This window comes from Luteimonas salinilitoris, from assembly GCF_041300785.1.
GTDB lineage: Bacteria > Pseudomonadota > Gammaproteobacteria > Xanthomonadales > Xanthomonadaceae > Luteimonas > Luteimonas salinilitoris.
Genome location: NZ_JBFWIB010000002.1, coordinates 107,546 through 122,890, shown reverse-complemented (window position 1 = coordinate 122,890; position 15,345 = coordinate 107,546). Strand labels below are relative to the sequence as shown.

The following is a 15,345-nucleotide window of genomic DNA, read 5'->3' as shown; positions in this document are numbered from 1 at the left end:
GAGCGCGCCATGCGCGCGATACCGCGGGTGCCGGCAGGATCCGGTAGATGCCGCGATTCCGGACCGGCAGGTGCGCCCGTCACCAGAATTTGCGGGCGGCGAAATGCCCGCGGTATCGCGCGCATGGCGCGCTCCTACGAGGCGGGTACGGCTGTGTCGGAGCAGACCGGTAGAATTGGCCACCGCCTATCTCGCGCCCCCGCCACGACATGACCGACACCGTCCGCACCGCCTTCCACGGCTTCGAGCAGATCCCGCTGCGCGAATACGCCGAGCGCGCCTACCTCGACTACTCGATGTACGTGGTCCTCGACCGCGCCCTGCCCTTCATCGGCGACGGCCTCAAGCCGGTGCAGCGGCGGATCATCTACGCGATGAGCGAGCTGGGCCTGAACGCCGCCGCCAAGCCGAAGAAATCGGCGCGCACCATCGGCGACGTGATCGGCAAGTACCACCCGCACGGCGATTCGGCCTGCTACGAGGCGATGGTGCTGATGGCGCAGCCGTTCTCGTACCGCTACCCGCTGGTCGACGGCCAGGGCAACTTCGGCTCCAGCGACGATCCGAAGTCGTTCGCGGCGATGCGCTACACCGAGTCCCGCCTGACCCCGATCGCCGAGGTGCTGCTCGGCGAGCTGGCCCACGGCACGGTCGACTGGACGTCGAACTTCGACGGCACCCTGGAAGAGCCGACGTGGATGCCGGCGCGCCTGCCGCACCTGCTGCTCAACGGCACCACCGGCATCGCGGTCGGCATGGCCACCGACCTGCCGCCGCACAACCTCAACGAGGTGGTCAGCGCCTGCATCCACCTGCTCGAGGATCCCAAGGCCAGCGTGCGCGACCTGTGCGAGCACGTGCGCGGCCCCGACTACCCGACCAGCGCCGAGATCATCACCCCGGCCGCCGACCTGCTGGCGCTGTACGAGACCGGCCACGGCGCGATCCGCGCGCGCGCCACCTGGAAGAAGGAACACCAGAACATCGTCATCACCGCGCTGCCGCACCAGGTCTCGCCGAGCAAGGTGATCGAGCAGATCGCCGCGCAGATGCGCGCCAAGAAGCTGCCCTGGCTGGAGGACATCCGCGACGAGTCCGACCACGCCAACCCGGTGCGCGTGGTGCTGGTGCCGCGCTCCAGCCGCGTCGACGCCGAGCAGCTGATGGGCCACCTGTTCGTGATCACCGACCTGGAAAGGAGCTACCGCGCCAACTTCAACGTGATCGGCCTCGACGGCCGCCCGCAGGTCAAGAATCTCAAGACCCTGCTGGCCGAGTGGCTGCAGTTCCGCAGCGACACCGTCACCCGGCGCCTGCAGCACCGCCTGGACAAGGTCGAGCGCCGCCTGCACCTGCTGGAGGGCCTGCTGGTCGCGTTCCTCAACCTCGACGAGGTGATCCGCATCATCCGCAGCGAGGACGAGCCCAGGCCGGTGCTGCAGAAGCGCTTCAAGCTGAGCGACGAGCAGGTCGACTACATCCTCGAGACCCGGCTGCGGCAACTGGCACGGCTGGAGGAAATGAAGATCCGCGGCGAGCAGGACGAACTCGACGCCGAGCGCGACCGCCTGATCTCCACGCTCGGCAGCAAGGCCAAGCTGAAGAAGCTGATCAAGGACGAGCTGCTGGCCGACGCCAAGAAGTTCGGCGACGCCAGGCGCTCGCCGCTGGTTGCGCGCGAGGCGGCACAGGCCCTGGCCGAGACCGACCTGGTGCCGAGCGAGCCGGTGACGATCGTGCTGAGCGAGAAGGGCTGGGTGCGCGCGGCCAAGGGCCACGACGTCGACGCCGCCACGCTGTCCTACCGCGAGGGCGATGCGCTGCTGGCGGCGATGCGCGGCCGCAGCACGCAGCCGGTGGCGTTCCTCGATTCCGCCGGCCGCAGCTATTCGACCACCGCGCACACCCTGCCCTCGGCGCGCGGCAACGGCGAACCGCTGACCGGGCGCTTCTCGCCAGCCGCCGGCGCGTCGTTCCAGGCGCTGGCCACCGGCGAGGCCGACACCCGTTTCGTGCTGGCGTCCTCGCATGGCTACGGCTTCGTGACCCGCTTCGAGAACCTCGTCGGCCGGCAGAAGGCCGGCAAGGCCATGCTCACGCTGTCGCCGGGATCGCGGGTGGTGCAGCCGGCGCCGGTCGCCAACGTCGAGACCGACCGCGTCGTCACGGTCACCAGCGCCGGGCATCTGCTGGCGTTCCCGGTCGCGGAACTGCCGGAACTCGACCGCGGCAAGGGCAACAAGATCATCGAGATCCCCAAGGCCAAGCGCGGCACCGAACGCGTGGTTGCGGTGGCCGTGGTGCCGCCGGGCGGCACCCTGCAGGTGAGGTCCGGAGCGCGCATGATGAGCCTGTCGTTCCGCGACCTGGAGAATTACCTGGGCAGCCGCGGCCAGCGCGGCGGGCTGCTGCCCAGGGGCTGGCAGAAGGTGGACGGGCTATATGTCGAACCGTAGTTCACCTTCGCAACGCGCGGCGGCGCGTTCGCCTTCGGCGCTGCCTATGTTCTGCCTGGCGCGGCAGAAGGTGGACGGGCTGCATGTCGAACCGTAGCTCACCTTCGCAACGCGCGGCGGCGCGTTTGCCTTCGGCGCTGCCTATGTTCTGCCTGGCGCGGCAGAAGGTCGACGGCCTGGCGGTGGAATAGCAGCGCCGCCCCAACTCCTGTAGGAGCGGCTTCAGCCGCGACCGGCGGCATCGCCGGCAGTCGCTGGACAGCTTGCGTGTCGCGGTACGGTAAGCCGGAATTTGCGGGGTCGCGGCTGAAGCCGCTCCTACAGGAACGGACGGAGGCGAGACAGACATGGACCCAAACTTCTGGCATCAACGCTGGCAGGAAGGACGCATCGGCTTCCACCAGGAGCGCATCACCCCGCTGCTGGAGCGGCACTGGGATGCCGTCAGCGCCGCGCCCGGCAGCCGCGTGTTCGTGCCGCTGGCCGGCAAGTCGCTCGACATGGCCTGGCTGGCGGCGCGCGGCCATCGCGTGCTCGGCGTGGAACTGAGCCGTCTCGCGATCGAGCAGTTCTTCGACGAGCACGCACTCGCGCCGGAGATCCGCGAAACCCGCTACGGCACCCACTACAGCGCCGGCGACATCGAGCTTATCTGCGGCGACGCCTTCGACCTGGACGCCGCCGCACTCGCCGACTGCCGGGCCGTGTTCGACCGCGCCGCGCTGATCGCCCTGCCGCCCGAACTGCGCACGCCTTACCTCCGCGAGCTCTACGCGCGCCTGCCGCCCGGCTGTCGCGGCCTGCTGGTCACGCTGGAATATCCGCAACACCAGAAACAGGGCCCGCCGTTCTCCGTCGACGAAGCCGACGTGCGCGCCGGCCTGGCGGCCGCCTGGACCGTCGAAGTTCTCGAGCGCCGCGACATCCTCGATCGCGAACCCGGCTTCGCCGCCGAGGGCATCACCGCCCTGTCCACCGTTGCCTACGCCCTGCAGCGCCGAGACCTCGCAGCCGCTTGACCGCCCTGAGCGCAGCAGCGATCTACCTCTGCCGGGAGTCGCGACTGATGGTCCGCATTGCCGCGACTGCCTGCATCGCGCCTACAATCGGCGCAACTCCGGGGGAAAGACCGCAATGCTTCGTTGGCTGAAACGCTTGACGCTGCTTGTCGTGTTGCTGGTTGTGATCGCGTCGCTCACCGCCTGGTGGCTGCTGCGCGGCAGCCTGCCCACGCTCGACGGCGACGTGGCCCTGCACGGCCTTTCCGCGCCGGTCTCGATGACGCGCGACGCGCTCGGCGTCGTCACCATCGACGCCGCCAGCGAAACCGACGCCATTCGCGCGCTCGGCTACGTGCATGCGCAGGAACGCTACTTCGAGATGGACCTGATGCGCCGCACCGCCGCCGGCGAACTCGCCGCACTGTTCGGTTCGGTCGCCGTGGACGCCGATCGCAGGCACCGCGTGCACCGCATGCGCACGCGGGTGGAGGCCGACCTCACCGAGATCGCCGGCGAGCGCCTGCCGCAGCTGCAGGCCTATGCCGACGGCGTCAACGCCGGCCGCGAGGCCCTGCGCGTGCGGCCCTGGCCTTACCTGCTGCTCGGCCAGCCACCGCAGCCGTGGACGCCGGCCGACTCCGCCCTCGCCGGCTTCGCCATGTATTTCGACCTGCAAGACGCCGAGAACAAGCGCGAACTGGCGCTGTCGAAACTCCGCCCGCACCTGCCGCCCGCGCTGTACGACCTCCTGACCCACGACGGCACGCGCTGGGACGCGCCGCTGGTTGGCGAATCGCGCGGCGACGCCACCCTCCCTGCCGCCGACGAAGTCGACCTCCGCACCCTTCCCGCACCCGACGGCTCCCGGCAGACGGCGTCGCACGATTCATCGGTCCGCAACCGCTCGCTCCCCGCTCTTTCGTCCGACGGCCACTCCCGCCGCAACCCGTCATCCCCCACACCGTCATCCCAGCGAACGCTGGAATCCATTGTCCCAACGCTCCGGCATTCCCCTCCCAAACCCCTCGCTTCCATCTTCGATCGGCCCGCATACCCGCCCGCCGCCGACATCACCCCGGGCAGCAACAACTTCGCCGTGGCCCGCAGCCTCACCGCAGACGGCCGCGCCATCGTCGCCAACGACATGCACCTGGGCCTGCGCGCGCCCAACATCTGGTTCCGTGTCCGCCTGCGCTACCCGGACCCACGCGCTCCCGGCGGCCAGGTCGACGTCAGCGGCTTCACCCTGCCCGGGCTGCCGGCGGTGGTGGTCGGCAGCAACACCCATGTCGCCTGGGGCTACACCAACAGCTACATCGACACCCTCGACTGGCGCCGCGTGCATCCCTGCGCCGAAGGCGCCGCGCAGGCCGCCTGCGACCGCGTGACCAAGCACGAGGAAACCATCGCCGTGGCCGGCGCCGAACCCGTCGCCTTCTCCGTGGACGAAACCGAGTGGGGTCCGATCCTGCACCGCGAACCCGACGGTACCGCCCTGGCCCTGCGCTGGGTGGCGCACCTGCCCGGCGCGCTCAACCTCGGCCTGTTCGACCTCGCCTACGCCGGCAATCTCGATGCCGCGCTCACCGCCGCCGACCGCATCGCCATCCCCACCCAGAACCTGCTGATCGCGGACCGCAACGGCCGCATCGCCTGGCGCCTGCTCGGCCCCATCCCGCAGCGCGACCCGAACTGCGATCCGGCCCTTCCTTTCCCCGCGCAACGAGGGAAGGTGCCCGAAACGCCCGCCCCGGACTCGACCCGGGGGCGGACGGCGGCAACCCGCGCGTCCAGCGACCCACCCTGCCCGCTCTGGTCCATCACCACCGCCGCCAGCCCCTTGCTCGCCTCCCCCACCGCCGACCGCCTCTGGACGGCCAACAGCCGCGTCGTCGATGGCAAGGCCCTGCAGCGCGTCGGCGATGCGGGCTATGCCCTCGGCATCCGCGCCTACCAGATCCGCGAAGGCCTGGCCATGCGCGACCGCTTCACCGAACGGGACCTGCTCGCCATCCAGCTCGACGATCGCGCCGTGCTGCTCGAGGGATGGCGGCGACTGCTGCGCAGCGCCGCCGCCGAAGCGGAAGATGCCTCCGCCCTGCGCGCGCTCGCCGAGGCCCCGCAGGACTGGCAAGGCCGTGCCAGCACCGATTCGGTGAGCTACCGGATCGTCCGCGCCTGGCGCCTGGCCGTGCACGATCGCATCGTCGACGGCCTCACCGCACCCGCGCGGGCCGCGCTCGGCGACGATTTCGAGATGCCCGCGCTCAACCAGTTCGAAGGCGTGGTCTGGCCGCTGCTGCAGCAACGCCCCGTGCACCTGCTGCCGCGCGGCTACGACACCTGGACCGCCCTGCTCGAGGATGCCGCCGCCGAAGTGCGCGACGAACTCGCAACCAAGGGCCCTATTGACGAACGTACCTGGGGCGAACGCAACACCGCCGCCATCTGCCACCCGCTGGCCGGCGCCATCCCGCTCCTCGGCAAGCGCCTGCTGTGCATGCCGCCCGACCCGCTGCCCGGCGACGGCAACATGCCGCGCGTGCAGAGCCCCGCCTCCGGCGCGTCGGAACGCATGGTGGTCTCGCCCAGCCATGAGGAAGACGGCATCGCGCACATGCCGGGCGGGCAAAGCGGACACCCGCTGTCGCCGTTCTGGGGCGCGGGGCATGGGGACTGGGTGGAGGGAACGTCGATGCCGTTTCTGCCGGGCGAGGCATTGCATTCGGTCCGCCTTCGACCCGCAGCGCCGACGGAGAAGTGAGCCTGCTCCTGAGGTCCGACGTCACGGCTGGCGCGTGCCCGATATCGGCCCTTGCATGGGCCGTCCGGCAGACCGGCGAGGCATCTGGCCGGTCGGATCGCAAAACCGTGCAGCACGATGGATCGGATCAGTCTTCCTCTGCGTGCACGCGCAGCTGCTCAGCGCTCCGCCCAGCCCAGTCCGTCCGGTGAACCGTCCGGATGCGACGCCCAGTACAAGCGGTTGACGCCGCCAGGGCAGTCGATGCCTTGCTGATAGTCGGTCAGCATGCCGTCCTGCGTCGCCAGGTCGGTCCGATAGCAGCTGGAATACGAGTCGCGGAACAGATAGTGCTGGTAGCCCTGCCACCGGGCGTCCGCGCCGGAGTAGTCGGGGGCATATGCCAGGTCGACCTCATGATCGAGGCGCGTGTAGTAGCGGGTGACGCCCGGCCGCCGACGTTCGGTCCGCTGCACGAACGCCTGCTGCAGGTCCGCCGAGAGGTAGCGGTACGCCAGCATCAGCGGATAGCTCACGTATTCCCGATCCTCGGCGATCAGATCGTCGCCCAGGTAGCGCCGGCTGGTTCCGCTCACGGTGCTCTTCAGGTCGACGCCCAGGCGGTACGCATCCGCGTCGTCATCGGGAGCGTCGTAGGCATAAGGCGCCAACAGGTTCTTGAAGCGGACGCTGCGCTCGACCGTGCTGCGGATGCGGCCGCGCGACGTGTCGATATAGCCTTCGATCGCATAGCTGCGCGAGGAGGTGGTGCGGACCTCGCCGCTGACCTCGCCCGTCGCGTTGCGCGCGAGCGTGCTGGTGACCGTGGGCGCCGGCGGCTGGCCGGACAACGTGTTGCGGGTCACCTGGCCGACGATCTGCGCGGTCCCGGCGTCCCGATAGACCAGCAGCGTGCCCGACAGATGGAAATCGACGATGCTGCCGCCGCTGGCGACGGCGAGGGTCACGGTATGCGGCGCACCGTCGCTGAGCAGCCCTGCGAACGGCGTCAGATCGACGCGATACGGCATGAAGTTCAGCACCTGTGGCGCAGGCGCCGGCTGGAACAGCGGCGCCGAACCCCACACCGCATTGAACTGGGGATAGACCCGCGGGAAGACCGGCGCGATACCCGCCGGTTGCCCATCGATGCTCACCTGGACTTCGCGAAAGCTACCGCCGCGGCATCCCTGCGGCGGCTCCCAGCCGTCGAGGCCGAGTCGCTTGGCGCCGATCGCCAAGCGGCTGGTCAGTTCCGGGAACGCCTCCATCGTGCCGTCCGGCATGCAGGTGAACCAGAACAGATCGTTGCCGTAGTTGACGTAAGGGATTACGTCGTCTCTGTAGCGCGGGTGCGCCATCACGTCCAGGTAGGCGCGCTCGACATTGCGCGGGAGCGTGAACGACGTGTCGATACGCTCGTCCGGCGTGCGCACATCCTGCCAGCCAGCCGTGGTGAGCGGATAGACCGCGTCGGGCACGCGGCGCGCGCGATTTTCGGCATTGGCCGGGTAGAACAGCAGCGTCGCGGATGCGTAGTAAGGCGAGTTGAACCTCGGGAGGTAGCGCGGCGATCCCTTGATCTCCAGCACGCCGGTGCCCGCCGCGCGCAGGATCGCGCTGTAGTCGGTGACGTCGCGCTCGACGCGCCAATGGGTCGGCACGTCATTGTCCTGGCCGCCGCCGCTGTAGAGCGGCACGCCATCGATGGAAATGTACGCGAACGTGATGCCGTCGAGATAGCTATGAGGATCGGCGTTGTAGAACGCCACCTTCAGGATCACCTTGGCCCAGGGGCCGGAGCAGCCCACCGGCGGCACATAAGGAAACGACATTTCTTCACCGAACCAGGGACGACCGGTGCTGTCCAATTCGATGTCCCGGAACAACTCGAGCACGCACGGCGTGCCCGAGGGCCGCGGAACCTTCGGCCCTGCGAGCACGGTGTCTCGCGAGCCGATGGGCGGGTTCGCGTTCGCGGCTGCCGAAGGGCCGCTATCGGCGGCGTGGACGCCTAGCGCGATCGTTGCCAGCAACCCAATTGTCGCGAGACTGCGCTGCGCATGCGACGTGATCTTCATGATCTGCCCCTCGGCCATGCTGCGCGGTGCACCCTAGCAGCACGCACGTGTAGGACTGGATCACCTTGCCGAATAGGCGAAGACGCGGACGCGATCTTTGCGAGTCCACGCTCGCCTGCGCACCGAGGCGGCAACGCGGAGCCAGAATCGGCCCACGCCGATCACTGCGCCCTGCACAGCCACAGTGATAGCGTATCGCGGCATCCGGCTCGATCAGGGAGAAGAGGATGGCACAGCACTACAGGCTCGTCGTCATCGGCACGGGCACCGCCGCCAGGGTGGTCGCCACGCGCGTCCGGGCCGCCGGCTGGAGCGTTGCCGTCATCGACTTCCGCCCCTTCGGCGGCACCTGCACCCTGCGCGGGTGCGACCCCAAGAAAGTGCTGGTAGGCGGCGCCAGCGCGATCGACCACGTGCGGCGCATGCGCGACAAGGGCGTCACCGGGGACGTGGGGATCGACTGGCCGGGCCTCATGGCGTTCAAGCGCGGCTTTACCGACCCCGTTCCCGCCCAGCACGAGGCCCATTACGCCGACAAGGACATCGATGTCTTTCGCGGGAAGGCCAGGTTCACCGGCCCGAACACGATCGATGTCGATGGCGAAACGCTCGAGGCCGGGCACATCCTGATCGCGGCAGGCGCCGAGGCCCGCAAGCTGGGCATTCCGGGCGAGGAGTACCTGGTCACCAACGAAGGCTTCCTCGAGCTCGACGACCTGCCCGGACGGATCGTGCTCGTGGGTGGCGGCTACATCGCCGCCGAGTTCTCCCATCTCGCTGCACGGGCCGGCTCCGGGGTCACGATCCTGCAGCACGGCGAAAGGATCCTCACCCGCTTCGAGCCCGAACTCGTCGACTGGCTGATGGAGAAGTTCGGGGAACTCGGCATCGAGGTCCGCACCGGGATGACGGTCGAGGCGGTCGAGAAAACCGCAACCGGGTTTCGCGTCAGCGCATCGGGGGCGGCAGGCAAGGCGACGTTCGACGCCAATCTGGTGGTCCATGCCGCGGGCCGCACGCCGGCGCTCGAAGCGCTCGACCTGGAAACCGCCGGGGTGAAGCACGACAGGGGACGGCTCGAGCTGAACGAGCATCTGCAGAGCGTCTCCAACCCCGCGGTCTATGCCGCCGGCGACTCCGCCCGGGTGGGACCGCCACTGACGCCGGTATCCGGCCACGACGCCAAGGTGGTGGCCGCGAACCTGTTGCAGGGCAATCACGCCAGGCCCGACTACACGGGCGTGCCCAGCGTGGCGTTCACGGTTCCGCCCATTGCCGCGGTCGGATTGACCGAGGCCGAGGCCGGGCGGCAGGGGCTCGCGTTCCGGGTCAACCGCCGGAACGCCTCCGGTTGGTTCACCTCGAGGCAGGCCGCCGAACCGGTGTACGGCCACAAGGTGCTGATCGAAGAGGACAGCGGACGCGTGCTCGGCGCGCACCTCGTCGGCCCGCATGCCGATGAGGTGATCAACGTATTCGCGCTCGCCATTCGCCACGGGATCACCGCAAGCCAACTGGCGGCGACGATGTTTGCCTACCCGACGGGCGCATCGGACATCGCGTACATGGTCGAATGACGGCTCGACGGGTCGCCGCCGGCGCCGACCATCTTGCGGCTGGCGTCCATGCGCATGGCCACGTCCAGGAACTCGCGGTTCAGGAACGGGCAGCACGATGGATCGGATCAATCTTCCTCTGCGTGCACGCGCAGTTCCAGCTGATAGTCCTGCGCGCTGGTTCCCGGCGTCGTCTCCAGCAAGAGCGCCACGCGACGCCCTTCCTGGTGACTGGTCCAGCGATTCGCACGAGGCTCTCGCGACCAATCTGGCGCGCGATCCATTCCCGCGGCGATGCGCTGCAGCAGGTCGTCGGCCGGCGTGGCGGAGGTGACATCGAAGCGCATGCGCCACTGCTGCTCGTCGCCGACGGAGATGTCCTTGTGCATGACGAGGTCCTCGGGCCAGTCGACCGCCGCTTCCAGCGACCGGGGCACATAGCGGTCGACCATGCGCGAGCGGACGAAGCCTCCGTCCGGTTTCCAGTCGTACTCGAGGTGCATGGCAACGGACCGCGCCCGCTCCGTCCCTTGCGCCCGGGCGACGATGTGCAGCGCCGCATCCAGCCCCGATGACAGGCCGGCCGAGGTGACGATGCGGCCGCTGTCGGCCCAGCGGACATCCTTGATCACGTCGACCGACGGATAGCGGCTGGCGAACTCGTCGATGCGCGGGGTGAACGTAGTGGCCTCGAGGCCGTCGAGCAGGCCTGCTCCGGCCAGGACGAAGGCGCCGGTGCAGACGGAAAGGACATGTCGGCTGCTGGGCGCGCGCGCGCGGATGAATGAAAGCACCTGCGGATCGCGTTCCGCCTCGTGGACATCGCCGCCGGGGACCAGCAGTACGTCGAAGGGCGGGGCGTCGGCGAAACCGGCATCCGGCGTCACCGTCAGCCCCATCGCCGTGGTGACGGGATTGCCGTCGTGGGAGAGGGTCACCACACCAAAGCCGGCGGCGCCGAAGACCTCGTAGGGCCCGGCGAAGTCGATGATCTGCACGCCATCGAACAGGACGATGCCCACGCGCACTTCCGGCTGCGTATGCGGCGCATGCGCGGCCAGCGCAGGACAGGACAATAGGCCAAGCAGGACGTACGTGAGTTTGATCATTACCTGGCGCATATGCATTCCCCCCGGGTCAGGCGGGAAAAGGTAGCCGAGACCAGCGCACGGATGCGGACATCGGGCGCGCCGATCAGGACATCTCACGCCGCGCCGAAGCGAGCCCGGTAGTCGCTGGGAGAGACGCCCAGCCGGCGTGCGAACGCTCGCCGCATGGCCTCGGCGGAGCCAAAACCGCATTCGGTGGCGATTCGCCGGATATCCTTGCGGGAGCTTTCCAGCAGCGGCTTGGCCGCCTCGATGCGCAGCTGCTCCACGTACTTCTGCGGCGTCGCGGAGAACACGGCGCTGAACCTGCGGGTGAACTGCCGCGGGCTCATGTGCAGGCGCTGGGCCAGTTGCTCCACATCCAGGCGCAGGCGCAGGTTTTCGCGGATCCACGCCTCCAGCTGGGCGAACTGGTCGCGCAGGTCCAATGCCTGCAGCTGATCGCTGAACTGGCTTTGTCCTCCGGACCGCTTGCTCGCCATGACCATCCGCTTGGCCACCTTCAGCGCCAGGGCCTGGCCATGGTCCGCGGCGACCATGGCCAAGGCCAGGTCCATGCCTGCGGTGATCCCGGCCGAGGTCCAGATACCTCCATCGCGGGTGTAGATGGCGTCCGCCTGCACCCGCACCCGGGGATAGCGCTGGCGGAGTTCATGTACGTCGCTCCAGTGCGTCGTCGCCTGGCGATCGTCGAGGACGCCGGCCTCGGCCAGCAACAGGGCGCCGCTGCAGACCGAGGCGACCCTCCGCACCTGCCCCGCCGCCGCTCGCAACCACTGCACCAGCTTGCGATCGGACCGTACGATGTCCAGCGAATCGCCCATGCCTCCGCACACCAGCAGGGTATCGGTGCCTTTCGGCATGTCGGCATACGCGGTGTCGGGCAGCAGGCGCAGGCCCGATGCCAGGACCGCCGGCTGAGTGTCCACGGACAGGAGATGCAAGCGATAGAGCGGCTCAATGCCGGGCGCGTCTTCCTGCGCCTGGCGGCTTGCCAGGGCGAAAACCTCGAGCGGGCCGCTGATGTCCAGCGATTGCGCGCCCGCATAGACCAGCATGCAGATGGTGCGGGGGGGAGGAATGTGCATGGCGGCGCCAGTCACTTGAATAGAGGGCACAAGGCGCGAGGTTTCGCTCGGGCGCGCCGACCTTATCCTTGAGGCTCTTCGTGCATCAGATCACTTCACCGCCGCCGCGAGTTTCGCTTTCATGCTCTCGTTGTCCGGCGCGAGCTCGACGGCCTTTGCATAGCTCGCGATTGCGACAGCCCGATCGCCCTTGCGGAGATAGGCGTCGCCGAGATCGCTGTGCGCCCGCGCATTGGTTGGGAAATTGCTGACGTTGATTCGAGAGGTTTCGATTGCGTCGTCGATCATTCCCTGGCGCAGGAAGCTGCCGGCCCAGCCACTGACCAGGCCGAACGGCGGCTGGACGTCGTATCCCAGGCGATCGGACAGAGCGGCATAGTGGCTCCTGATCGACGCTGCCGAGCGATTTTCCTCCGGGACGTTCCACTGCGGATAGAGAAAGCGGAGCCCATCGTAGTACGCCTTTGCAGCAACGCTTCCATGGGTCTCGTTCGAGTAGAACATGTGCGCCCACTGGAAGCTTGGGGACGTTTTCGCCTCGAGAGCGTCGAGAAAGCTCTTCATGTACATCGAAAAGTGCCCCGTCTCGGGAGAGTCCGCGATGAACAGGAATTCCTTGTCCGGCCCCGATGTGGGCAGGTGCTGGGCCGCCGATCGCAGGTAAGCACCTTTGTCCCACCAGAGCGAGGGACTGACGGCCAGGTAGGCGTTGAACATGTCGGGATGCGCGGTGAGCGCATGGATCGTTGCCAGCCCACCGACAGAATGGCCGGCGATGATCTTGAACGGGGCGGTCCGATATTTCCGTTCGACGAAGGGCATGACCTCCTCCTTGACGAACCGCAGGAACTTCTCGGCGCCGCCGCTGGGCCGCAACCAAGAGTCCGGATCGGCGTCGAGGTTGCCGTGATTGTCGTACAGCGAGTGGGTCGGGGTCAGATCCCTGATGCGTTGCCCACCGCCGTCGATGCCGACGACCAGCATCGCGGGAAGCTGTTCGTTGTACGAAGACAGGTATTTGACCGTGCCAGCGACCATCGGCATGTCGTTCTCTTCAAGCAGGTAGAGAACGGGATACGCCGGAAGCACATTTCCGCCGACATGGTCGGGATTGTAGATGAAGATCCGGCGATCCTCGTCGAGGACGTTCGAATGAATCACGAACACGTCCGCGACGATATAGGGTGACGGTTCGCCGCTCTCCGCATGTGCGGCCGAGCTACCGAAGACCCAAAGCAACGCGACGCAGAACAAGCAGCCGTATCTCATCAGAACCTCCTTTATCGATGGGGCAGTCGAGTGATCTCCGGCACGCAGGGCGACGGATTGCGAGGGGCGCCCGATTTTCGCCCAACGCGGCCGTTTGACATCGAGTCTCGCCTTGTCGCCATAGGGCAGCACCATCATGCCAGCATCGCCGCCGGCCGATGGCCGCGGGCGAGCAGATGGGACTCGCGCTGCGGCAGAACGAAATCCACTTCTATGCCGTGGGCCTGGTAAACGGAGAGCGCGGAACGGCGGTTGCCCTGTATCGGCGTGCCGGGAAAGCGGATGCGCCTGCCGGCGATCTGCTGGCCAGCATCGACCTTCCGGATTCCGAGCGGCCCGTCTCGCTCCGTTTCCGAATGGTGCGGCTCCGCCTCGACGTTTTCTAGTCGTCGGACGCAGGCGACCGGCAGCCGCTGACGACCGGACTGGATGCCAGCCTGCTCAGCCCGGATACCGTCGGGGAATTCGCCGGCGCGACATTCGGCCCCTACGCGTATCGGCCCTGAACGGAGACGACGTCCCGGGCCGCTGCGAACGCCGATGCTCAGCGCCGATCGAGCACGGTGCGCAGCACCGGTACCGTGGTCACGTCGTCCACGCCCTTGAAGGCCGCGATGCGTTCGCGCAGGTCGGACAGCTCGCCGGAGCCGGCGGCCTCGACCAGCACCATCAGATCGGTTTCGCCGGCCACGCTCTGGCACAGGCGCACCTGCGGCAGCGACTGCAGCAGCGGCATCACGTCGTCGCAACTGAAGCCCTCGGCATGGCGCAGCAGCAGCCAGGCCTGCAGCGGATCGCCCTTGCCCAGGCGCAGCGTGTACTGGGCGATCACGCCGGAGCGCTCCAGCCGCTGGATCCGCTCCTGCACCGCGCTGCGCGACAGACCGACGGCCTTGGCCAGCGCCACCGTCGGCAGGCGCGCGTTGTCCTGCAGCAGCGCGATCAGCCTGCGGTCGGTCGCATCGGGGGTCTTCATCGGCGGGCGGCGGGCGGCGGAACCGGCATTGTGCCGGGTTGAGACCGGCGGGGGCGAGCGGCACAGTGCGGTCCTCTCCACTGCCGCTTCCCGCCATGTCGCACGACCCCGGTTTCGCCCGCCTGCCCGCGCCGCCGTACTACGCAGTGATCTTCTCGTCCCAACGCAACGGCCTTGATCCCGCCGGCTACGACGCCGCCGCGGCGCGGCTGTTCGATCTGGTACAGGAGCAGCCCGGCTTCCTCGGCGCCGAGTCCGCCCGGGATGCCGGAGGCTTCGGCATCACCGTGGCTTACTTCACCGACGAGGCCGCGATCGCCGCCTGGCGCGAGCATGCCGAGCACCGCGCCGTGCGCGAGTACGGCCGCGAGCACTGGTATGCGCAGTACCAGTTGCGCATCGCCCGGGTCGAGCGTGCCTATGGCGGGCGTCCGGCCGGTGCGGCGCCTGTCGCGACCGTGGAGGAAGACGCATGAACCTCGATGCGCGAACGGCGCTGATCCCGATCGATGTCCAGCTCGGCTTCGACGATCCGCCGTGGCCGCGCCGCAACAATCCTGCGATGGAGGCCAACGGCCTGCGCCTGCTCGCAGCCTGGCGCGAGCGCAGTCTGCCGTTGATCCACGTGCGCCACGATTCGGTCCAGCCCGGTTCGTCGCTGGCGCCGGGCCACCCCGGCAACGGCTTCCGCGCGGGCTTCGCGCCGCAGCCGGCCGAGGCGCTGGTGACCAAATCGGTCAACGCCGCCTTCATCGGCACCGATCTCGACCTGCGCCTGCGCCGTCTCGGGATCGAATGCATCGTGCTGTTCGGCATCAGCACCGACATGTGCGTGTCGACCACCGCACGGGTCGGCGCCAACCTCGGCTACCGCGTGACCGTGGTCGGCGATGCCTGCTGCTGCTTCGACCTGGCCGATGGCGTCGGCGGCACGATCGCGGCCGATGACGTCCAGCGCGCGCATCTGGCGACGCTGCGCGCCGAATTCGCCGAGGTCATCGATACCGAGGCGGTCATCGCCGCATTGCCGCACAGCGCGAGCAGCGTCGCGTAGTATTTTGGCAAG

12 protein-coding genes are annotated in these 15,345 nt (G+C 68.4%); 7 read left to right on the top strand and 5 right to left on the bottom strand.

From position 1 onward, the window contains the following. Positions 1-209 precede the first annotated feature (209 nt). From parC to AB5T46_RS03870, 3 genes are all read left to right on the top strand, one after another. Entirely contained in the window at positions 210-2,456 is a 2,247-nt protein-coding gene (parC, locus tag AB5T46_RS03880) for a DNA topoisomerase IV subunit A (RefSeq protein ID WP_370562548.1), read from the top strand. Positions 2,457-2,803: 347 nt separating this feature from the next. Continuing rightward, on the top strand, positions 2,804-3,475 hold the full coding sequence (locus tag AB5T46_RS03875; protein ID WP_370562547.1) for a thiopurine S-methyltransferase: 672 nt from the start codon (positions 2,804-2,806) through the stop codon (positions 3,473-3,475). A 115-nt stretch (positions 3,476-3,590) separates the two neighbouring features. Further along, the gene (locus AB5T46_RS03870) at positions 3,591-6,221 is read left to right on the top strand and encodes a penicillin acylase family protein (protein WP_370562546.1); all 2,631 of its coding nucleotides are present in this window, start codon (positions 3,591-3,593) and stop codon (positions 6,219-6,221) included. Between the two features lie 158 nt (positions 6,222-6,379). On the opposite strand, the gene AB5T46_RS03865 is transcribed toward AB5T46_RS03870, so the two are convergent. Next, entirely contained in the window at positions 6,380-8,035 is a 1,656-nt protein-coding gene (locus AB5T46_RS03865; protein ID WP_370562545.1) for a peptide-N4-asparagine amidase, read from the bottom strand. 473 nt (positions 8,036-8,508) lie between these two features. On the opposite strand from AB5T46_RS03865, the gene AB5T46_RS03860 reads away from it, so the two are divergent. After that, positions 8,509-9,858, top strand: a complete 1,350-nt coding sequence (locus tag AB5T46_RS03860) for a dihydrolipoyl dehydrogenase family protein (protein WP_370562544.1) — start codon at positions 8,509-8,511, stop codon at positions 9,856-9,858. Between the two features lie 107 nt (positions 9,859-9,965). Here the strand turns inward: AB5T46_RS03860 and AB5T46_RS03855 are convergent, their stop codons facing one another. The 3 genes from AB5T46_RS03855 to AB5T46_RS03845 form a co-directional block, all read right to left on the bottom strand. After that, positions 9,966-10,946: a DJ-1/PfpI family protein gene (locus AB5T46_RS03855; RefSeq protein WP_370562543.1), complete on the bottom strand. Its 981-nt coding sequence runs from the start codon at positions 10,944-10,946 to the stop codon at positions 9,966-9,968. A gap of 95 nt (positions 10,947-11,041) precedes the next feature. Next, the gene (locus AB5T46_RS03850; protein ID WP_370562542.1) at positions 11,042-12,004 is read right to left on the bottom strand and encodes a GlxA family transcriptional regulator; all 963 of its coding nucleotides are present in this window, start codon (positions 12,002-12,004) and stop codon (positions 11,042-11,044) included. Between the two features lie 120 nt (positions 12,005-12,124). Next, positions 12,125-13,441: an alpha/beta hydrolase-fold protein gene (locus AB5T46_RS03845; RefSeq protein ID WP_370562541.1), complete on the bottom strand. Its 1,317-nt coding sequence runs from the start codon at positions 13,439-13,441 to the stop codon at positions 12,125-12,127. 20 nt (positions 13,442-13,461) lie between these two features. Between AB5T46_RS03845 and AB5T46_RS03840 the strand changes: the two genes are divergently transcribed. Beyond that, positions 13,462-13,689 (top strand): hypothetical protein, encoded by a 228-nt coding sequence (locus AB5T46_RS03840; protein WP_370562540.1) that lies wholly within the window; start codon positions 13,462-13,464, stop codon positions 13,687-13,689. A 158-nt stretch (positions 13,690-13,847) separates the two neighbouring features. Here the strand turns inward: AB5T46_RS03840 and AB5T46_RS03835 are convergent, their stop codons facing one another. Next, a complete protein-coding gene (locus tag AB5T46_RS03835) occupies positions 13,848-14,279 on the bottom strand; it encodes an Lrp/AsnC family transcriptional regulator (protein ID WP_370562539.1) in 432 nt (143 codons plus the stop codon). Between the two features lie 95 nt (positions 14,280-14,374). On the opposite strand from AB5T46_RS03835, the gene AB5T46_RS03830 reads away from it, so the two are divergent. Further along, positions 14,375-14,755 (top strand): antibiotic biosynthesis monooxygenase family protein, encoded by a 381-nt coding sequence (locus AB5T46_RS03830; RefSeq protein ID WP_370562538.1) that lies wholly within the window; start codon positions 14,375-14,377, stop codon positions 14,753-14,755. Further along, the gene (locus AB5T46_RS03825) at positions 14,752-15,333 is read left to right on the top strand and encodes a cysteine hydrolase family protein (RefSeq protein ID WP_370562537.1); all 582 of its coding nucleotides are present in this window, start codon (positions 14,752-14,754) and stop codon (positions 15,331-15,333) included. Before AB5T46_RS03830 ends, AB5T46_RS03825 begins: the two co-directional genes overlap by 4 nt. Positions 15,334-15,345: the final 12 nt, after the last annotated feature.

Bases quoted from the DNA above. Each gene is read 5' to 3' on its own strand.
- AB5T46_RS03855 (WP_370562543.1), bottom strand. From the start codon at position 10,946: ATGATCAAACTCACGTACGTCCTGCTTGGCCTATTGTCCTGTCCTGCG.
- AB5T46_RS03840 (WP_370562540.1), top strand. From the start codon at position 13,462: ATGGCCGCGGGCGAGCAGATGGGACTCGCGCTGCGGCAGAACGAAATC.
- AB5T46_RS03870 (WP_370562546.1), top strand. From the start codon at position 3,591: ATGCTTCGTTGGCTGAAACGCTTGACGCTGCTTGTCGTGTTGCTGGTT.
- AB5T46_RS03850 (WP_370562542.1), bottom strand. From the start codon at position 12,004: ATGCTGGTCTATGCGGGCGCGCAATCGCTGGACATCAGCGGCCCGCTC.
- AB5T46_RS03825 (WP_370562537.1), top strand. From the start codon at position 14,752: ATGAACCTCGATGCGCGAACGGCGCTGATCCCGATCGATGTCCAGCTC.
- AB5T46_RS03835 (WP_370562539.1), bottom strand. From the start codon at position 14,279: ATGAAGACCCCCGATGCGACCGACCGCAGGCTGATCGCGCTGCTGCAG.
- AB5T46_RS03860 (WP_370562544.1), top strand. From the start codon at position 8,509: ATGGCACAGCACTACAGGCTCGTCGTCATCGGCACGGGCACCGCCGCC.
- AB5T46_RS03865 (WP_370562545.1), bottom strand. From the start codon at position 8,035: ATGTCGTTTCCTTATGTGCCGCCGGTGGGCTGCTCCGGCCCCTGGGCC.
- parC (WP_370562548.1), top strand. From the start codon at position 210: ATGACCGACACCGTCCGCACCGCCTTCCACGGCTTCGAGCAGATCCCG.
- AB5T46_RS03830 (WP_370562538.1), top strand. From the start codon at position 14,375: ATGTCGCACGACCCCGGTTTCGCCCGCCTGCCCGCGCCGCCGTACTAC.
- AB5T46_RS03845 (WP_370562541.1), bottom strand. From the start codon at position 13,441: ATGATGGTGCTGCCCTATGGCGACAAGGCGAGACTCGATGTCAAACGG.
- AB5T46_RS03875 (WP_370562547.1), top strand. From the start codon at position 2,804: ATGGACCCAAACTTCTGGCATCAACGCTGGCAGGAAGGACGCATCGGC.